This is a genomic window from Pseudomonas sp. 313 (assembly GCF_000316965.1).
GTDB classification, from domain to species: domain Bacteria; phylum Pseudomonadota; class Gammaproteobacteria; order Pseudomonadales; family Pseudomonadaceae; genus Chryseomonas; species Chryseomonas benzopyrenica.
Genome location: NZ_ANBZ01000070.1, coordinates 1 through 18,391, shown reverse-complemented (window position 1 = coordinate 18,391; position 18,391 = coordinate 1). Strand labels below are relative to the sequence as shown.

At 58.2% G+C, this 18,391-nt stretch carries 13 protein-coding genes, 5 pseudogenes and 1 other annotated feature; of the genes and pseudogenes, 14 read left to right on the top strand and 4 right to left on the bottom strand.

Translation table 11 applies throughout. The features are described 5' to 3' along the window. Positions 1-390: 390 nt before the first annotated feature. Together C722_RS26235 and C722_RS0114380 are read right to left on the bottom strand one after the other, a co-directional pair. Positions 391-1,938, bottom strand: coding sequence for a hypothetical protein (locus C722_RS26235; protein ID WP_132833156.1), 1,548 nt, complete (start codon positions 1,936-1,938; stop codon positions 391-393). Positions 1,939-1,978: 40 nt separating this feature from the next. Beyond that, positions 1,979-2,194 (bottom strand): annotated as a pseudogene (locus C722_RS0114380) (IS3 family transposase); the annotation flags it as partial. Between C722_RS0114380 and glnQ the strand changes: the two are divergent. The 14 genes and pseudogenes from glnQ to C722_RS0114305 all read left to right on the top strand — a co-directional run. Beyond that, positions 2,190-2,515 (top strand): annotated as a pseudogene (glnQ, locus tag C722_RS24945) (glutamine ABC transporter ATP-binding protein GlnQ); the annotation flags it as partial. The pseudogenes C722_RS0114380 and glnQ overlap by 5 nt on opposite strands. Continuing rightward, positions 2,515-3,797 (top strand): annotated as a pseudogene (locus C722_RS24940) (NAD(P)/FAD-dependent oxidoreductase). The pseudogenes glnQ and C722_RS24940, both read left to right, overlap by 1 nt. A 47-nt stretch (positions 3,798-3,844) precedes the next feature. Beyond that, positions 3,845-5,067, top strand: a protein-coding gene (locus C722_RS25840; RefSeq protein WP_085984312.1) for an IS3 family transposase whose coding sequence is annotated in 2 segments (ribosomal slippage) — positions 3,845-4,130 and positions 4,130-5,067 — 1,224 coding nt in all. Because the reading frame shifts where the segments join, the coding sequence is not laid out codon by codon here. Beyond that, positions 4,123-4,239, top strand: a sequence feature (AL1L pseudoknot). Its footprint overlaps the gene before it by 117 nt. Before the next feature lie 280 nt (positions 5,068-5,347). After that, positions 5,348-6,124, top strand: a pseudogene (locus C722_RS27075) (PAS domain-containing protein); the annotation flags it as partial. 108 nt (positions 6,125-6,232) lie between these two features. Then, entirely contained in the window at positions 6,233-6,664 is a 432-nt protein-coding gene (locus tag C722_RS27070) for a methyl-accepting chemotaxis protein (RefSeq protein WP_371099789.1), read from the top strand. Between the two features lie 753 nt (positions 6,665-7,417). Further along, a pseudogene (locus tag C722_RS24935) lies at positions 7,418-8,823 on the top strand (ISNCY family transposase). A gap of 316 nt (positions 8,824-9,139) precedes the next feature. Further along, positions 9,140-9,367, top strand: coding sequence for a co-regulatory protein PtrA N-terminal domain-containing protein (locus C722_RS25830; RefSeq protein WP_064308076.1), 228 nt, complete (start codon positions 9,140-9,142; stop codon positions 9,365-9,367). Positions 9,368-9,461: 94 nt separating this feature from the next. Further along, on the top strand, positions 9,462-11,306 hold the full coding sequence (locus tag C722_RS0114335; protein WP_017641154.1) for a copper resistance system multicopper oxidase: 1,845 nt from the start codon (positions 9,462-9,464) through the stop codon (positions 11,304-11,306). A gap of 5 nt (positions 11,307-11,311) precedes the next feature. Further along, positions 11,312-12,322, top strand: coding sequence for a copper resistance protein B (locus C722_RS0114330; RefSeq protein WP_017641153.1), 1,011 nt, complete (start codon positions 11,312-11,314; stop codon positions 12,320-12,322). Positions 12,323-12,375: 53 nt separating this feature from the next. Then, positions 12,376-12,753, top strand: coding sequence for a copper resistance system chaperone CopC (copC, locus tag C722_RS0114325; RefSeq protein ID WP_007163121.1), 378 nt, complete (start codon positions 12,376-12,378; stop codon positions 12,751-12,753). Positions 12,754-12,755: 2 nt separating this feature from the next. Then, entirely contained in the window at positions 12,756-13,688 is a 933-nt protein-coding gene (copD, locus tag C722_RS0114320) for a copper homeostasis membrane protein CopD (protein ID WP_017641152.1), read from the top strand. Between the two features lie 55 nt (positions 13,689-13,743). Further along, complete coding sequence (locus C722_RS0114315) at positions 13,744-14,430, top strand: heavy metal response regulator transcription factor (RefSeq protein WP_007163124.1); 687 nt, start codon at positions 13,744-13,746, stop codon at positions 14,428-14,430. Beyond that, positions 14,427-15,806, top strand: coding sequence for a heavy metal sensor histidine kinase (locus C722_RS0114310; protein ID WP_017641151.1), 1,380 nt, complete (start codon positions 14,427-14,429; stop codon positions 15,804-15,806). Before C722_RS0114315 ends, C722_RS0114310 begins: the two co-directional genes overlap by 4 nt. Before the next feature lie 226 nt (positions 15,807-16,032). Continuing rightward, on the top strand, positions 16,033-16,362 hold the full coding sequence (locus tag C722_RS0114305; RefSeq protein ID WP_007162846.1) for a four-helix bundle copper-binding protein: 330 nt from the start codon (positions 16,033-16,035) through the stop codon (positions 16,360-16,362). Between the two features lie 534 nt (positions 16,363-16,896). Here C722_RS0114305 and C722_RS0114300 read toward each other — a convergent pair. Both C722_RS0114300 and C722_RS26555 read right to left on the bottom strand, forming a co-directional pair. Further along, positions 16,897-17,445 (bottom strand): hypothetical protein, encoded by a 549-nt coding sequence (locus C722_RS0114300; RefSeq protein WP_169854969.1) that lies wholly within the window; start codon positions 17,443-17,445, stop codon positions 16,897-16,899. A 352-nt stretch (positions 17,446-17,797) separates the two neighbouring features. Beyond that, the coding region (locus tag C722_RS26555; RefSeq protein WP_218186738.1) for a PP2C family serine/threonine-protein phosphatase at positions 17,798-18,391 on the bottom strand (594 nt) is incomplete at its 5' end.

The window sequence follows — 18,391 nt, the reverse complement described above, 5'->3', positions numbered from 1 at the left end:
GATTCGATGCACACAAGGCTAGGGATTCGCGCGGACCAAAAGCGTTCGATTCACTCCCTTTTAGGGCGCTAACAACGCTTCAGCCGTGAAAGATGGAGGCGGTGTGACCTATAGCGATCGGCCACCAAAGCCGGGTAATGCATCACCGCGGGGTAGCGACGCCCGACCAGCGAGCCCAAAAAAGCCCTCGTGAAAGAGCTTCTTCACGGCAATAGAGCAACAGGAACAGGTGGGCGCCATATGCGACACCCGCTGTAAAATCAGCATCGCTAACCACGGGCACTTGGAGCGACGAGGTCCAGCACGGAAGGAGAGCCACTAAGAACGCGAGCTTCCCTCGGAAGCTCGCCGGACTGTTCGAAAAAGCCCAAAACTTGAGATCATTCCTGACTAAGCTAGGTCGTTGATCAAACGGACGTGTCCGGAGTTAATCTTGAGCTTCCTCTCAGGGCCATCACGAAATCTAGCTGCGCTATCGGCAATAGGATTTAAATCGATGCCCGCCTTCCTAATCAGTTCCTTTAAGTCTTTTTTCGGGATGTTATTCTGCAGAAGCAACGGAAGCACAGAAATAAAGGAAGACGAATTAGTTGATAACAGGGCAAGCGCCCCGTGTGCGGTCGGATAAGCGGTGTCATTTAGCCATTTAGCGTAATCTTCACCATTTTCACTTTCTGCCTCGAGTGCCCATTGGAGACGACGAATGACAAGATGCTGCTGCATAACCTGCCAGAACTCCTCTCCGTAGAAATCGATACTCATCATCTCATTAGTAGCCTCCCACAACGCGTTATAGAGCGCAGCGGACTGTTTGAGAGCAACTGGATCGGTCGGCTCCTGCTCATTCGCGTTACAGTCTAAAATTCCGAGGCCTACGTCGACTAGAGTACCCATCAGATCTGAAACATCTGAAGGCCGCCACTTCTCGGAAATCCTATACGTTGGGCGAAACTCGAGAATCTCTCTAACACTCGAACTTGAATCCCACATATTGATCCAGTCAGTGGCAAACTGGCTGCGTAACGCAACAGAATATCCTAGCACTCGGCATGCATAGCTGTTTGGAAGACTTTCATTATATTCACGAATATGCGCCCTCAGCATATCCCCTTTCGCTGATTCCCACTCGGTCGGCGTCAAACTCCACTCTTCGATAAAGCTACTGACATCAGGCGGCGGAACCTTTTCAGGGTCTCTTGAATGTAGCAAAGCCTGCATGGACTGGTAAACCCACGGTTCCCAAGAACTATCCAACTGATCGGAGAAAGCGGGACAGTAAGGAGAGCGGACTTTGTCAGCCAATGCCCAAAATATATCTTGACCCTCCAACCTTCGCTCTTGATGCACGCTCTTGTCAGGAAACCTCAGATGTTGCCGAGTTAGCCAAATGCCCCAACGCTTGAACAATCCCAAAAAATCTGCCCTGCTTGAAAGGACATCTACGAAACGGCTAAGCAATGATTGTGCATGAGCCTTCAACACCTCAGGTGGATACTCACGACTATCGGCGATATTAATGATCGTTGCGCTTCCGTATCTCACTAAGCTAGGTAGCAATAGCGCCCCGCTCCACGACCCATCGTCTTTAAAGCTTTGAGAAGCTTGAAGAGTAAGCCGCTCCCACAAATCGTAGTTGTGATAAAGCTCTGGACTATCGAGTACTCGATTTATTAATAAGAGATTTTTCGCCTGATCCAGCCAGCCAAAAAGCTTGTCGAAATCCAGCTCAGCTAATATTTCCACCCAAGGCCAACTAGAATCATCGACTCTCGCCTCACGAAGATGCCCGTGCCATATATCTTCGAGAGAGAATGGGCGTATTGAATCACCCCCAGACTTTTTGGTCAAACCAGCTTCAGACTCTGCAAAATGGCGGTCAGCAAGGCCTAATAAATTCTCCCTAAACTCATCATTAGTCTTGGCCAGGACGATTGCCACCTTCGTCCACAACTCGTTGAGCTGAATCGCTCCAGCTTTCCTAGACACTCTCCAAGTTCTGGAAATAGCGTTTTTCAAACTCCACTGGCGATAGCTGCATAGCGCTGCTGTGCCGGCGCTTTGGGTTATAGAACATCTCGATGTAATCGAACACATCACTGCGGGCTTCTTCGCGGGTTCCGTAGGTTTTCCGTCGGATGCATTCCCGCTTCAGCAACTGGAAAAAGCTTTCCGCGACCGCGTTGTCGTGACAGTTAGCCATCGCCCGCGCCCTGGCCATGAAGCCGGCCGCCATGCTGTTCGACGAACCCACCTCGGCGCTCGATCCCGAATTGGTGGGCGAGGTGCTCCAGGTGATGCGCGACCTGGCCGCCGATGGCATGACCATGGTGGTGGTGACCCACGAGTGACCCACGGGATGGGCTTCGCCCGCGAGGTGGCAGACCGCGTCTGCTTCCTGCACGGCGGTCGCATCGTCGAGAGCGGCCCGGCAGAGCAGGTGCTCGGTGCGCCCGAGCATCCTCGCACCCAGGACGTCCTGCGCCGGGTCCTGACACCCAGCGGGGGTGCGCGCTGATGGATGCTGCCCGTCTCTCCCCAGGACAACCGCTGCCGCCCTCGTTGTGGGCCGCTACCGCCATCCCTGGCCCACCCCTGCAGCCGCTCCAGGGTACCCAACGCACCGACGTCCTGGTGATCGGCGGCGGCTATACAGGTCTTTCCACAGCCCTGCATCTGGCCGAGGCCGGTGTCGATGTCTGCCTGCTGGAGGCTCACCAACTGGGCTGGGGCGCTTCGGGGCGCAACGGTGGCCAGGTCAATCCGACCCTCAAGTACGATCCGATGAACTGGAACGGCTGTTCGGCCCGTCCCGAGCGAAGCCCCTGATCGCGGCCATCTCGGGTGCCGCGGACCTGGTCTTCGACCTCATCGCCCGCCATGGCATGCACTGCACCTCGGTACGCCAGGGCTGACTGCAGGTGTCCTACTCCGCCAAGGGCGTGCCGGGGCCGCATGCCCGGGCCCGCAAGTGGCAGACCCGTGGCGTGCCCGCGGATTGCCTGGACGCCGAGGCGCTGCAAAGCCGCATGGGCACCACGGCCTTCGCCGGCGGCTGGCGCGATGGCCGGGCCGGCGGCATCCAGCCGCTGTCCTATCTGCGTGGCCTGGCCTGGCCTGGGCGGCTGAGGCGGCGGGCGCGCGCCTGCACGAGCGCAGCCCGGTCACTGGCCTCCATTCTCGGGATGGACGCTGGCAGGCCAGCCTGGCGGACGGTTCCTCGGTCAGCGCCGAGCAGGTGGTGATCGCCACCAAAGGCTACACTGGCGCGCTCTGGCCGGGCCTGGAGCGGACCATCCTCGCCGCCAACAGCTTCATCGTCGCCACCGAACCCGTGACCGGCGAGGCAGCGGCGAGCATCCTGCCCGGCGGCGAAACCGCGTCCACCGCTCAACGCTTGCTGCTCTACCTGCGCCGCGATGCCGAGGGTCGGCTATTGATGGGCGGTCGTGGCCATTTCGACGATCCCCAAGGCGCGGGTGATTTCGCCCATCTGGAGCGTTCCCTGGAATTGCTTTTTCCTCAACTCGGCAAGCCGCGCTACGGCCATCGCTGGGCAGGACGCATCGCCATCACTCGTGATTTCTTGCCGCACCTGCACGAACCGGCGCCGGGGGTCACCCTGGCCCTTGGTTGCAATGGCCGTGGCATCGCCCTGTGCACCAGCCTCGGACGCCAATCTGGCGAACCGCCTGACGGACACCGGAGCGGACTTCCCCTATCCGCTCAGCCCCTTGAGCCCCATCCCGCTGCACCGCTTGCAGCGTTTTTACATAGGCGCCGGAGTTGCCTGGTACTGAATCACCCCGGGTTTCGTGGAGGCCTCAACTCTTGAGAAGATGAGGCCATGAAAAAGACTACGACCTACTCCCCTGAAGTCCGTGAACGTGCCGTGCGCATGGTTCTGGAGCATTTGAACGACTATCCCTCCGAGTGGGCCGCCATTGAAGCCATCGCGCCGAAGATTGGCTGTGCAGCGCAGGCGTTGCATGGCTGGATTCGCCGTCATCAGACCGACGCAGGTCAGCGTCCAGGCCCGACAACCGAAGAGCGCGAACGCATCAAGGCGTTGGAGCGGGAGAACCGCGAACTGCGCAAAGCCAATGAAATTCTGCGTCTGGCCAGTGCGTATTTTGCCCAGGCGGAGCTCGACCGCCGCACCAAGTCCTGAGGGCTTTTATCGATCAGTACCGTGACCGTCTTGGGGTCGAGTCGATCTGCCGCGTCTTACAGATCGCCCCGTCCGGTTACCGTAGGCATGCGGCCCAGCAGCGCAACCCCGAATTACGTTGCTGCCGCGCTCGACGCGATGACGCATTGATCATGGAAATCCAGCGCGTATGGGACACCAACATGCAGTGCTATGGCGCAGTGAAGGTCTGGAAGCAGTTACGGCGAGAAGGCATCGCAGCTGCCAGGTGCACGGTAGAGCGATTGATGCGTCGTGCTGGATTACAGGGCATAAGGCGTGGCCAGGTCGTGCGCACAACGGTGGCTGGCGACAAGGCTCTTTGCCCGCTGGATCGCGTCCAACGCCAGTTCCATGCCGACCGCCCGAACCAGTTGTGGGTGTCGGACTTCACCTATGTATCGACCTGGCAGGGCTGGCTGTACGTGGCGTTCGTGATCGACGTCTTTGCACGCCGGATCGTCGGCTGGCGAGTCAGTACTAGCATGAAGACAGACTTCGTACTGGATGCCCTGGAGCAAGCCCTGTATGCCCGTCAGCCGCATTGCACAGGTGGGCTGATCCATCACAGCGACCGTGGCAGTCAGTACGTCTCCATTCGCTACACTGAGCGATTGGCAGAGGCCGGTATAGAGCCCTCGGTGGGTAGCAAGGGAGACAGCTACGATAACGCCCCGGCCGAAACCATCAACGGGCTGTACAAGGCCGAGCTGATTTACCGTCAGTCATGGAAGAGCCGCGAAGCCGTCGAAATGGCGACCTTGAAATGGGTGCACTGGTACAACCACCAACGCCTGCTGAGCTCAATCGGCTATATCCCGCCTGCGGAGGCTGAGGCAAACTTCCACCAGCAGCAAACAGATCAGGCCGTGGCGGCCTGACTTAAACGAAACGGCCTCCACGAAACCCGGGGTGATTCAATGTTAGGCTTGTGCTTCACGAGAGGGCTCCTAATTCCAATCGCCCAGCACCGATTATTGCGTTTGTGTCTTTGGTCCTGCTAAGCCCGCATGACCTACGAGCCATGGGTCATATAATGGCCATACATAACCGCTTGTCTTAAAAATAAGACCGCTTGGTCAATCTTCCTATCTCGCGGATTTAGATTCGCCTGATTTCACCGATACATCGCTCATTCACTCTTCCAGGTAGGGGCGCGTCATGTTCAACAAAGGCCTAAAACAAGAACTGCAGCGCCTCCGCGAGCAGGTGGACTCCTTCAAGCGGCTGAAGGCCGAGCTCGACGTGGAAATGCTGGGCCTGGAACTGGATGGCCGCGGCTGCATCTCCGCGGTGAACGCCAACTTCGAAAAGGAGATGGGCGTGCGCGCCGCGGATTTGCTGGGACGCCCCCTGGCGGACCTCCTTCCGGCGCACGTCCGCAACCAGGAATACAGCCGCCGACTGCAGCAGGCGCTGAGTCGCGGCGAGCCCTATAGCGGTGCCCTGCATCTCTTGCGTGGCGACGGTCAGGAAGCCTGGTTGCGCGGCATCCTGCACCCCTTCCATGACAGCCAGGGCCAGGTGACGCGCTTCCGACTGTTCTGCAACAACCTGACGAGAACCATCGAAACCTCGCGTGAGCATGAAAGCCTGCTCAAAGCGCTGCGCCGCTCCACGGCGGTGATCGAGTTCAACCTCCAGGGCGAGGTGCTCGATGCCAACGAGCGCTTCCTGCAGGCCATGGGTTATTCCTTGGCGCAGATCAAGGGCAAGCACCATCGGCTGTTCTGCGAGCCGGCCGAGGCCAATTCCGAGGCCTACGAGCAATTCTGGGCGCGCCTGCGTCGCGGCGAATTCGTCGTGGATCGCTTCAAGCGCCTGGATGCCCATGGCCGCGATGTCTGGCTGGAAGCCTCCTACAACCCGGTGATCGATGCCCATGACCGGCTGTACAAGGTGGTCAAGTTCGCCACCGTGATCACCGATCAGGTCCAGCAGGAGCAGGCGGTGTCCGAAGCCGCCAGCGTGGCCTTCGAGACCTCCCGGCACACCGACGACACGGCCCGCAAGGGCGCGGCGGTGGCGCAGCAGACGGTGGAGGTGATGCGTGCCCTGGCCACCCAGATGCAGGAGGCGGTGAAGGGCATCGAGGCGCTGGACAACCAGTCCCAGGTGATCGGCACCATCATAAAGACCATCAGCGGCATCGCCGAGCAGACCAACCTGCTGGCGCTCAACGCGGCCATCGAGGCGGCCCGGGCCGGCGAGCAGGGCCGCGGCTTCGCCGTGGTGGCCGACGAGGTCAGGCAGCTGGCCTCGCGCACCAGCAAGGCCACCGAGGAGATCGTCGGGGTGGTGCAGCAGAATCAGCAACTGGCCGGCGAAGCGGTGACGGTGATCGAGAACGGCCGTCGCCAGGCCGAGCAGGGCCTGGAACTGGCGGGTCAGGCCGGCCAGGTGATCGTGGAGATCCAGGACGGCGCTCAGCGCGTGGTCGGCGCCGTGGGGCGCTTTGCTCAGCACCTATCGACCTAACCATGCTGTACCTGCCGACAGGTGGCGAGCGGCCGGAGGTGAAGGAGGGAGGACGAGGCCCTTCTCAAGACGCCTTCACCTATCTGGTAGGCGGCATACCTACGAGGCCTGGGTCTAGGGCCTAAGCTCAAGCGTGAATTTGCGAAATTCCCACGCCAAACCCGATCAGGCTACCGCTTTCGCACGTGTGCTTTCGCAAAGCTTACGACCACTACCAACAGTACGGTCCATTGCCATGATCGGCACGATCATCAGCAGCGACCTTGAGTTGATCGGCCAGCTGCAGCCGTACTAGACGGCGGTTCGTGGCGGTAACCCTGGAAGACGCGCTGGCCGCACGGCGTCTTTACCGTGAACGCCTGCAGCGACTGGAGCAGCTGTTGGCGAGCTAGAGAACCGTTGGCAAGCGGGTGACCCGTCGAGAGATCCTGAAGGCGTCGTTCGTAACGGACGCGTTTTCAGGATCGTCACTCCAAGAAATCCTGAATTTCGCAAAAGAGGCTGATCGACAACACCAGGGTAGGGAAGCGAGAGTCGCAGCTGGGGGCCGTATCAGGGGTAAAGCTAAAGACTGGATGGGAAGGCAAAGGGCAGTCGTTAGCCTAGACCCATATCCAATTTAACATAAGTTGTGTTATGCGAAGTGGACGTGTTACGGCCAAATAGTAATGTCGCGATCCAGCCAGATAGAAATGTCCCGATCACGTATTGCAGCTAGCCTACCGGCTTTGCAGCCGATGCGGAGCGATCAGGATGTCAGCCTACGAGCGGATCACGATGAGCCTACGTGAAGTTGGTCGCCTCAAGGTCATCCAGGCGGTGACCGAGGGGTTCCTTACGCCAACACGCGCCGCCCAGCGCCTGCAGCTGAGTTCCCGGCAGGTTCACCGCCTGGTGCAACGTTACCGGGACGCCGGCGTTTCGGGCCTGATCTCATGTAAGCGCGGCCAGCCCAGCAATCATCAGCTGAAGCCTGGTCTTGAGCAGCGCGCCGCCGCTCTAATCCGGCAGCACTACCGGGATTTCGGCCCGACACTTGCGGCCGAAAAGCTCGTTGAATGTCACGGCCTACGCCTGGCCAAGGAAACGGTCCGGCGCATCATGATGGATGCCGGCTTATGGACGCCGCGTCGGCAGCGACCGCCCAAGGTGTACCAGCCGCGCAATCGCCGAGCCTGTCTGGGCGAACTGATCCAGATCGATGGCAGCGATCATCGCTGGTTCGAGGACCGAGCACCGGCATGCACCCTTCTGGTCTACATCGACGACGCCACCAGTCGCCTGATGCACCTGGCATTCACCCGCAGCGAATCGACCTTCAGCTACTTCCAGGCTACCCAAGCCTATCTAGAGCATCACGGTAAGCCGTTGGCGCTCTACAGCGACAAGGCCAGCGTATTTCGAGTCAATAGCAAGGATGCTCAGGGCGGTGATGGCCACACCCAGTTCGCCAGAGCCATGTTCGAGCTGAACATCGATACCTTCTGCGCTAACTCCAGCCAGGCCAAGGGGCGTGTTGAGCGAGCACACCTCACCTTGCAGGATCGTCTGGTCAAGGAACTGCGACTACGAAACATCAGCACCGTCGAACCCGCTAACGCTTATCTGCCGCTCTTCATGGCCGATTACAATCGCCGCTTCGGTAAAGTTGCCCGCTCGGACTTCGATGCGCACCGGCCAGTACGCGACGACGAGGACCTATCTCTAATCTTCACATGGCGCGAACCGCGGCGGGTATCGAAAAGCCTCACGCTGCAGTACGACAGACGTCTCTATGTCCTGCACGACACGGTACAAGCACGAGCTTTACCAGGCCGGTACGCAGAGATCTATCACTACCCTGACGGCCGGATTGAGGTCCGATCAGCAGGGATTACCTTTTCCTACGAGACGTTGGATCAGTTGCCTGAGGTCAGCCAAGGCACATCGTGGAAAACAAGCGGCTGGGCCACGTCCTGCAGGTCGCGAAGCGGATGCAAGAGCAGCGCGATAACCGTCGCTCCCAAGCGGTACCTGGCAATCCAAAGCCAACCAAAGCGCAGCGCCAAGAGCCGCCGAAGAAGAAGGCGAAAGATTTCACACCGGAGGACATCGTGGCCGCCCTCGATAAAAGGCGGTCTCCGAAGCGTAGCCGTCATGCGTCAGTCAATCAGCGCTGAAGGGCTCAGTGCGCTTGTAGCGGCCGGGGCCGCATACGACGTGCGCGCAATTCCAGGTCCCGAGGGCCATGGGTGGCAATTGCAGGTGCGTTATAGCAAAGAGAGCCGACATTTTCCTCTCCGCTCCCGGCGCGAATTAATAAGGGTGTTTCGGTCACTCGATGCGCTCAATAGGTATGCACAGGGTATTGGAATACGAGGGTTCAGGATCGAAACCTGACTCTTTTGTAATCCTCGGCTCAGTCAACTGAAAGCTTTCCAGCGCTACCTTGTGGTCCGCGGCATGTGCCGCTGTATTTGCCTGAGGTGCTTCGTCATGAACCTTTCTAAAGCTGTGTTCCTCGCTCTTGCTTTAACCCTTTCCTCGTCTGCTTTTGCTGAAGGCGGTGCCGATCGCGTCTTCACTCGCATGATGGACGCCCAACAAGCAGCGCAAAGCAAGAAAGCCGAGCCGAGGCTAGCTGGCACGTCTGCAGAAAAAAAGATGAAGACGGCAAGGCTTGCTGCTAGCGAAGCGGCCTACCCAATGCTTACAGAAATGTAATCACACCCTACAAAGCGCTGTGACATCTTCCTGACTAGTCTTCTAACTCCTGTACACGGCACCGGTGCCGTCCTCGCTACCAGGACCTGCTCGTATGGAATCAAGAACCTCTCGACGTACCTTCGTCAAAGGCCTCACGGCTGCTGGCATGCTTGGTGGGCTGGGTCTGTGGCGTTCGCCCAGTTGGGCGGCGGCTGGGTCGACAACGCCCCGCACACTGACGGGTACAGAGTTCGATCTGTCGATTGGCGAGATGCCGGTGAACATCACCGGGAAGCGCCGTACGGCGATGGTGATCAATGGCGGATTGCCGGGCCCCCTGTTGCGTTGGAGGGAGGGCGACACGGTGACGCTTCGCGTGCGCAACAGGCTTGATGCGGCTACCTCCATACACTGGCATGGCATCATCCTGCCTCCAAATATGGACGGGGTACCGGGACTGAGCTTCGCGGGTATCGAGCCAGGCGGCATGTATGTCTACCAGTTCAAGCTCCAGCAAAACGGGACCTACTGGTACCACAGCCACTCCGGCTTCCAAGAGCAGGCCGGTGTGTATGGGCCTTTGGTCATCGAGGCTAAGGAGCCGGAGCCGTTCAAATACGATCGTGAGCATGTGGTGATGCTGACGGACTGGACGGATGAAGATCCGGCTTCGCTGATGCGCACGCTGAAAAAACAGTCCGACTACTACAACTTCCACAAGCGCACCGTTGGCGACTTCGTCAACGACGTGGCTGACAAGGGCTGGGCCGCGACGCTGGCGGATCGCAAGATGTGGGCTGAGATGAAGATGAACCCCACGGATCTTGCGGACGTGAGCGGTGCAACCTACACCTATCTGCTCAATGGCCAGGCTCCAAACATGAATTGGACTGGCCTGTTCCGTCCTGGCGAGAAGCTACGCCTTCGATTCATCAATGGCTCCGCCATGACGTACTTCGACATCCGTATCCCAGGCCTGAAAATGACCGTAGTAGCGTCTGATGGTCTTTACGTGAACCCGGTTGAGGTCGACGAGCTTCGTATCGCCGTGGCCGAAACCTACGATGTCATCGTCGAGCCCACAGGGGAGGCTTACACGGTGTTCGCCCAGTCAATGGATCGTACCGGCTATGCCCGCGGCACCCTTGCCGTGCGAGATGGCTTGGTGGCTCCAGTCCCTCCGCTTGATCCTCGGCCCTTGGTCACGATGGACGACATGGGTATGGGCGGTATGGACCATGGCGGCATGGACCACGGCAGCATGAAGGGTACGAATTCTGTGGCCGGTGATGATATGCAGACCATGAGCAGCATGGGAGGCAGCCCTATGCCAGCCATGGACCACAGCAAGATGTCCTCTATGCAGGGCATGGATCACAGCGCTATGGCGGGGATGGACCACGGTTCGATGTCTGGGATGAGCGGCATGACGATGCAAAGTCATCCCACGAGTGAGAAGAACAACCCGCTGGTCGACATGCAGGCGATGACGCCTACCGCCAAATTGAATGATCCCGGCCTCGGCCTGCGTAACAACGGACGCAAGGTACTCACCTACGCCGACCTCAAAAGCACTTTTGAAGACCCTGATGGCCGCGAGCCAAGCCGTACCATCGAGCTACACCTGACAGGACACATGGAGAAGTTTGCCTGGTCCTTCGATGGGATCAAGTTCTCCGAAGCTCACCCTCTGGTTCTCAAATACGGGGAGCGGGTGAGGATCGTGCTGGTGAACGACACGATGATGACGCACCCGATTCACCTGCACGGAATGTGGAGCGACCTGGAGGACGAGGAAGGCAACTTCCTGGTTCGCAAGCACACCATCGATATGCCACCCGGATCCAAGCGCAGCTATCGCGTCACCGCCGACGCCCTGGGGCGATGGGCCTATCACTGCCATCTGCTGTACCACATGGAGATGGGTATGTTCCGCGAAGTCCGGGTAGAGGAGTGAAGCTAGTGACCGCGTTGAATCGACTCCACGTTTGTTCGCTGCTTGCCATCACCAGCTTCAGCATCGCTTCGGTTGGTGCCTTTGCTGCCGAAGCGGGCAGTTCTGACCTGGACCACAGCCAAATGCAGGGGATGGATCATTCCAAGATGCAGGGCATGGACCACAGCCAGATGCAGGGAATGGATCATTCCAAGATGCAGGGCATGGACCACAGCCAGATGCAGGGGATGGATCATTCCAAGATGCAGGGCATGGACTCTGGAATGACCACCATGGCGCCCAGCAAGCCGGCAGCCCTCGCTCAAAGCCGCACACCTATTCCGCCCATCACGGATGCCAACCGGGCGGCCGTCTATCAAAGCGGCAAAGGTCACACGGTCCATGACGATGCCCTCAACTACTTCCTGTTGTTCGATCAGCTTGAGTGGCAGGACGCTGATAACGGCAGTGTGCTGAGTTGGGACGTCAACGGTTGGGTAGGGGGGGATATTGATCGGCTGTGGATTCGCTCCGAGGGGGAGCGCACCAACGGCAAAACCGAATCCGCCGAGCTACAAGCGTTGTGGGGCCACTCGATCGGCCCGTGGTGGGACGTGGTGGGTGGCGTACGGCAGGACTTCAAACCAGGGCCGCCTCAGACGTGGGCCGCATTTGGTCTCCAGGGTCTGGCCTTATACAACTTCGAGGCCGAAGCGACCGCTTTCCTTGGAGAGGGTGGCCAAACTGCGTTGAGGCTGGAAGGCGACTACGACATCCTGCTGACCAATCGCCTGATCTTGCAGCCCACCGCCGAAGCTAATTTTTACGGGCAGAACGACCCCAAACGCGGAATCGGCTCAGGCTTGTCCGAGACGGAAGTCGGAGTGCGCTTGCGGTACGAAATCTACCGAGAGTTCGCCCCGTACATTGGCGTCAGCTGGAACCGCTCCTATGGCAACACTGCCGATTTTGCCCGGGAGGAAGGGGAAGACCGCAGCGAAGCCCGACTGGTCCTGGGTGTACGTATGTGGTTCTAACCAGACACCAAATCTCATTCCCCACGAACGCCCCTTGGGCTGTAGGAGTTCGCATGTTCAATCGTGCACCTTTCATCACGCTCTTTGCCGCTGGAATGCTGTTTAGCGCCCTGGCTCAAGCCCATCCCAAGCTGGTGTCTTCGACGCCTGCCGAAGGAACTGAAGGCGCCGCCCCGGCAAAGATCGAGCTGCACTTTTCTGAAAACCTGGTCACTCAGTTTTCCGGCGCGAAGCTGGTCATGACGGCGATGTCGGGTATGGAGCATCCGCCGATGGCGGTCAAGGCGGCTGTTTCGGGTGGCAGTGATCCTAAGACCATGGTCATCGCACCTGCCTCGCCGTTGACGGCCGGCACCTACAAGGTCGATTGGCGGGCAGTGTCATCAGATACCCACCCCATCACCGGTAGCGTGACATTCAAGGTCAAGTAAGTATGGAAGATCCGTTCAGCATCGGACTTCGCTTCGCGTTGTATGCCGATTTGATGATGCTGTTCGGGCTGGCGCTCTTCGGCCTTTATAGTTTGCGTGGCCCTGAGCGCCGCTCGGGCATGGTATTGCCGTTCTTGCCTCTGCTGGCTACAAGCGCGGCGACGGGCCTCTTGCTCTCGGTCGTGTCCATGGTGCAAATGGCCAAGGCTATGAGCGGGGTTGAGGAATGGGGCGAGGCCATACCGCATGTTGAGATGATGATCGCCGAGACGGAGCTTGGCACCGCCTGGCTTATCCGTATGGCCGCCCTCGTGGCCGCTGCTGTGACCATTGCCTTCAATCCTCGTTGGCCAATGGCGAGCCTGACCGTGGTTTCGCTGCTGGCAGGCGTGGCGCTGGCCACACTGGCGTGGGCCGGGCACGGCGCCATGGACGAAGGCTCCCGCCGCTTCTGGCACTTCAGCGCAGACATACTTCACCTATGGGCCTCCAGTGGCTGGTTCGGCGCGCTGGTGGCTTTTGCCTTATTGCTGCGGCCCAGCAAATCGGAAACGCAGGCATCAGTCCAGATCCTATCGCGCACGCTTACCGGCTTCGAGCGAGCCGGGGCGGTGATCGTGGTGCTGATCGTCTTCACAGGTGTGATGAACTATCTGCTCATCGTCGGACCCCAAATCAGGGGACTGGCGCAAAGCACCTATGGCCTGCTGCTGCTGGGAAAGCTGGGCCTTTTCGGCGTGATGATCGGGCTGGCTTCGGCCAACCGCTTTCTCTTGAGCCCGGCATTGGAGCAAGCAGTCCACCAAGGCGATTACACGCGTGCGGCACGGTCTATTCGCTACAGCATGGCCTTAGAACTGGGTTCCGCCATTTTGGTGCTTGGGTTGATTGCTTGGCTTGGTACGCTGTCTCCCGAGATGGAAGCGGGGAAGTAAGTTTGCCTTCCCCCGTCGTGCCGTCTCGCCAAGATCGTGTCCCCGAGGGTGAAGCATGAAACTGCTGGTAGCCGAAGACGAACCCAAGACCGGAATCTATCTGCAGCAGGGCCTGCGAGAGGCTGGCTTCACGGTAGATCGAGTGGTCACTGGAACGGATGCCATCGATCAGATGCAGACTGAAGCCTATGACCTGCTGATTCTCGACGTGATGATGCCCGGCCTCGATGGTTGGGGGGTGGTAACACGCCTGCGTGCTGCAGGTCAGTCGGTACCGGTGCTGTTTCTGACGGCACGGGATGGCGTGGATGACCGAGTCAAAGGATTAGAGCTGGGCGCCGATGACTACCTGGTCAAGCCCTTTGCCTTTTCAGAACTGCTGGCACGTGTTCGAACGCTATTAAGGCGCGGGCATGGTAGCCCACCGATTCAAACGAACCTGCAGATCGGAGATCTGCAGGTTGACCTACTCAAGCGCCGCACTACGCGAGGCGGCAAGCGAATTGACCTTACGGCTAAGGAGTTTGCCTTGCTGGAGTTGCTGATGCGTCGGCGAGGCGAGGTTCTGTCAAAGTCTCTTATAGCATCACAAGTATGGGACATGAATTTCGATAGCGACACCAATGTCATCGAGGTGGCGATTCGGCGGTTGAGGGCCAAGATTGACGATGACTTCGAGGCGAAACTGCTCCACACCTGCCGAGGAATGGGCTACATGCTGGACGCACAGGACGAAGGATGAAGCCAGGTTCACTCACGCTACGCTTGAGCCTCTTATTCGTAGTAGCAGTTTCTGCCGTCCTTATGATCGTGGGCATTGCCTTCAACGAGTTAAGCCGTCACCACTTCCGCGCGCTTGATGCGCAGGCGCTGGAAGAAAAGCTTGAAGCGATCACCCAGATTGCTCAAGAGCCCGGCGCGAATTCGGACCAGCTCAAGATTCGCTGGCATACGCTGCTGGGAGCACATTCCGAGCTCAGCGCGGTGTTTCTCCAGGCTGACGGAAGCCTCTTTTTTGCGGAGCCTCCCAGATCATCGGTGCCGTCCCTTGCTCAGGCGACCGAGCACGATGGCGTGTGGGAGTGGGAAAGTGACGGACACATGTTCAGGGCCTTGAAGGCGCCAGTCTCGTCGTCGGAAGCCACTGCTCCGCTGACCATGTGGTTGGTACTGGACGTCACGACGCATATGCACTTCTTCGCCATGCTGGAGCGCTGGTTCTGGGGCGTTCTGCTAGCCAGCACCGTGCTGAGTGCCGCACTTGGTTGGCTGGTTGCCAAGAATGGGCTGCGGCCGGTGGCCAAGGTGACCCAGACAGCCGCCTCGATGTCCGCAGGCTCCTTGAAGGAGCGTATTCCTCTGGAGCCCGTGCCCGATGAGTTACGCGAGCTCATCACCGCCTTCAATTCCATGCTCGGTCGCCTGGACGACTCGTTCATACGTCTATCGAATTTTTCTGCCGACATCGCACACGAGCTACGAACCCCGATCAGCAACCTGCGGACTCATACCGAGGTGATCCTGGCCCAAAAGCGGGACTCGGACGTGTACGAGGAGAATCTGACCTCCAACCTGGAAGAGCTCAATCGCCTGTCGGGAATCATCGACGGCATGCTGTTCCTGGCCAAGTCCGACAACGGCCTGATCGTACCTGAACCGGTCGAGCTGGATTTGGGTAGGGTCATCGGCAAGCTGTTCGGATACTACGAGCTTCTGGCTGAGGATAAGGGTATCCAGCTCAAGGCATCGGGAAGCGCCTTGATCTTTGCGGATAGCGTGATGATCGACCGTGTCGTGTCGAATCTGCTGTCCAATGCCCTGCGCTATACACCGTCCGGGGCGACGATTGAGGTCAACATCGAGGATCACGGCAGCAGCGTTGAGCTTCGCGTCGAAAACCCCGGCCCCAAAATTCCACCGGAGCACCAGGCGAGGATCTTCGACCGGTTCTATCGGGTGGATCCAGCACGTCGCGAAGGTGACGGCAATGCGGGGCTCGGGTTGGCCATCGCCCGGTCGCTGATGACGGCGCATGGTGGCACGATCAACTGTACATCCCAAAGAGGCCGAACGGCCTTCACCCTGACGTTCTTGCGACCTGTTGGCATGCAAACCTGAGCGGATGGCTACCGGTGAGCGGGCCATACCTACGGGCGCTTTCAAAACTACCATCGGGAATGGCTTACAGAATTGTAATGTTCCAGGCAAAACCAATTGCGGCAGGCGCCGGTCGCATATTTTGGGTCCTCTGGACCGAGGTCGGCAGCCGCTCACGCGAGTGGAGTTGCCTACTCACTTCGGGGCCACTCAGGTTCGTCACTCTTTCCCAATCTGGAGATTTACCATGACAAACTCTATGTTCGAATCTTGTATCCAGGCCTGCTCCAACTGCGCTATCGTCTGTGAAACCTGCGCCTCCGCCTGCCTGCGCGAAGACGACGTGAAGATGATGGCGCGCTGCATCGAGCTCGACCGAGACTGCGCCGACATTTGCTACATGGCTGCCACGCTAATGGCTCGCGAGAGCGAGTACGCCAAGCAGTTCTGTGCCCTGTGCGCCACGATCTGCCGTGCCTGTGGCGAAGAGTGCGCCAAGCACGAGGCGCAGCATTGTCAGGCGTGTGCCGAGGCCTGCATGCGCTGTGCCGAGGAATGCGAGCGAATGGCCGCCTGATATCGGTCAGTCAGAGGTGGGGCGGCTCGGCTGCCCTCACCATCTATGCCTCCGTCACACTTAATTGCATCAGTCACTTCACTGACCTGTAACGGCTTCAGGGCATTGGGCGTCCCGGTCCGGCCATGTACGCCTGCACTCAGCTGCCCAAACCTGGCGGAAACCACCGTGAACAGCACGAAGCCTCTGGTAGAAGCCAGTACCGAGCTGCGATTGTCATCGCTGCTTTCGTGAAGCTAGAAGACGGCGGCTACTATCAGCAGTCCTGCAGCTAGGTACCAACTATTGATGTCACTCCGATAAGAGTTAGGCTCGGACGTAAGGTCATAATGACATTTTTACTTAGCTGTCAGAGCGACATCTCTACTTAGCCTTGACAGGACGCGCAGCCGGGCAGGGCGGCCGTGCGTGCCTACAACCGGTCATGGCGCAAGATCAGATCCAGAATCCGTGCACGCGGTTCGAAACGATGTGCAGCCAGCAAGGATGACGAAAAATGCCTTACTGGTTAGAAAACTTTTACAACTGACGGGATTATTTAAATCCTACACTGTTATCAGCCATTTTAAAAAAATCATCACGCGCACTTTTCTCGAATGGCTTCATTTCGGCGATATCCTTCTTCATGCTCGCCATGCAGGCATTCATTGTGTTTTGCAATGCATAAATAGTTTGTGCCCGGTGCCTGGCCATTTGGTATTTGTAGCTATATTCGTTCGGCTGATAAATTTTTAGAAAGTATGCGGAATCCGAGTATAAAATCGAAGCGACCGCGGAGTTGACAGAAAAATCAGTGAACAGCTGGTCTGTAGCACCCTTGGCTTTTTCGATTTCTTCATTTAATACAGACGCCATTGCTGAGCAACGTGCATAAAACTCCGCTTTTTCTGGGCTATGAGGACGCTTGGGTGATAGACCAACAACGATAGGCTCAGAAATGATAGTGGTACCCGCTACCTTGCCCTCCTGACCCTTTAGCAGACTGCGGGCCATGCTTACCTTTTCCGCTCCAAGCTTGCTTTCGGCTGCGTCTATCAGAAGCTTGATTTTTGGAAGGTCGTCTGACTTGAGCTTAGTGCTCATCAGTAGCTCTTGAGCGAGCTGAATCTGCGAATCGGCGTTGCCATCGTCAGACTCGAATCGGAGTGTATCGATATAAACATCGTAGCGAGAGGTGGGAGCTTCGCCTTCTTCCTGAGCTTTCCACTCGACGGACGTCCTTGGGAAGTCAGCGTGAGCCCAATTGCAAGCGAGCACGCTCGATACCAGAATAAATTTCCATGCCCTACCGTTCATATCCACCTTCCATACTGAGTTCTGGCATGATTATCGGCGGTAGATAGAAAAGCTTTAGGCACAAAAAACGTCGAAGCGGGGCTTGTACGGGGAAGCTATCGAGCTTCCTCGGGCTCCATACATCCTAGGCGTCGTCATGCTATTCAAGAGGGCCGCAAGGAAAAAAGTTCTCGCAGTCGGACTCAACATACTGCGTCCGGCCGCCGAACTGAAGGGTAAGTACGCTGGCGTCATCTGATCCATCTGCTATCGCATCTTGCGCAGCATGGCTTTTGTACCAGTGGCCATCTGTACATACGATTAGCCGATCCGGTTGAGCATAGGTAACGCTGCAGCTTTCTGGGACGTGCGCACGATGCACCTTTAAGCATCGCGTCAGCACATGCCGTGCATCGACCGGCGCTGAAATCCCCAGCAGTTCCGCTTGGCGACTGAGCGTATGCGGAACCGTTATCCAGGTAACCGACTCATCGGTCTTCAGGATGCCTAGCTGGCAGTCGCCTGCATAAAGTACCTCCACTTGGAGGACGCGTAGGTCAACGAATACGCAACAATAAGCCGCTTTCTCAATCGAAAACTTCGATCTCAGCCGGTCTTGCTCAGCGTTGATAAGCGCGCGGAGTGAGTCTCCATCAAGCGGCGAAGAAGACTCTTGTGTAGCGATGACGATAGACCTTGCCCAGTGCTGCGCAAATGCGGCCCCATCGCCATCTTCGGCCGCGTCAACTACTAC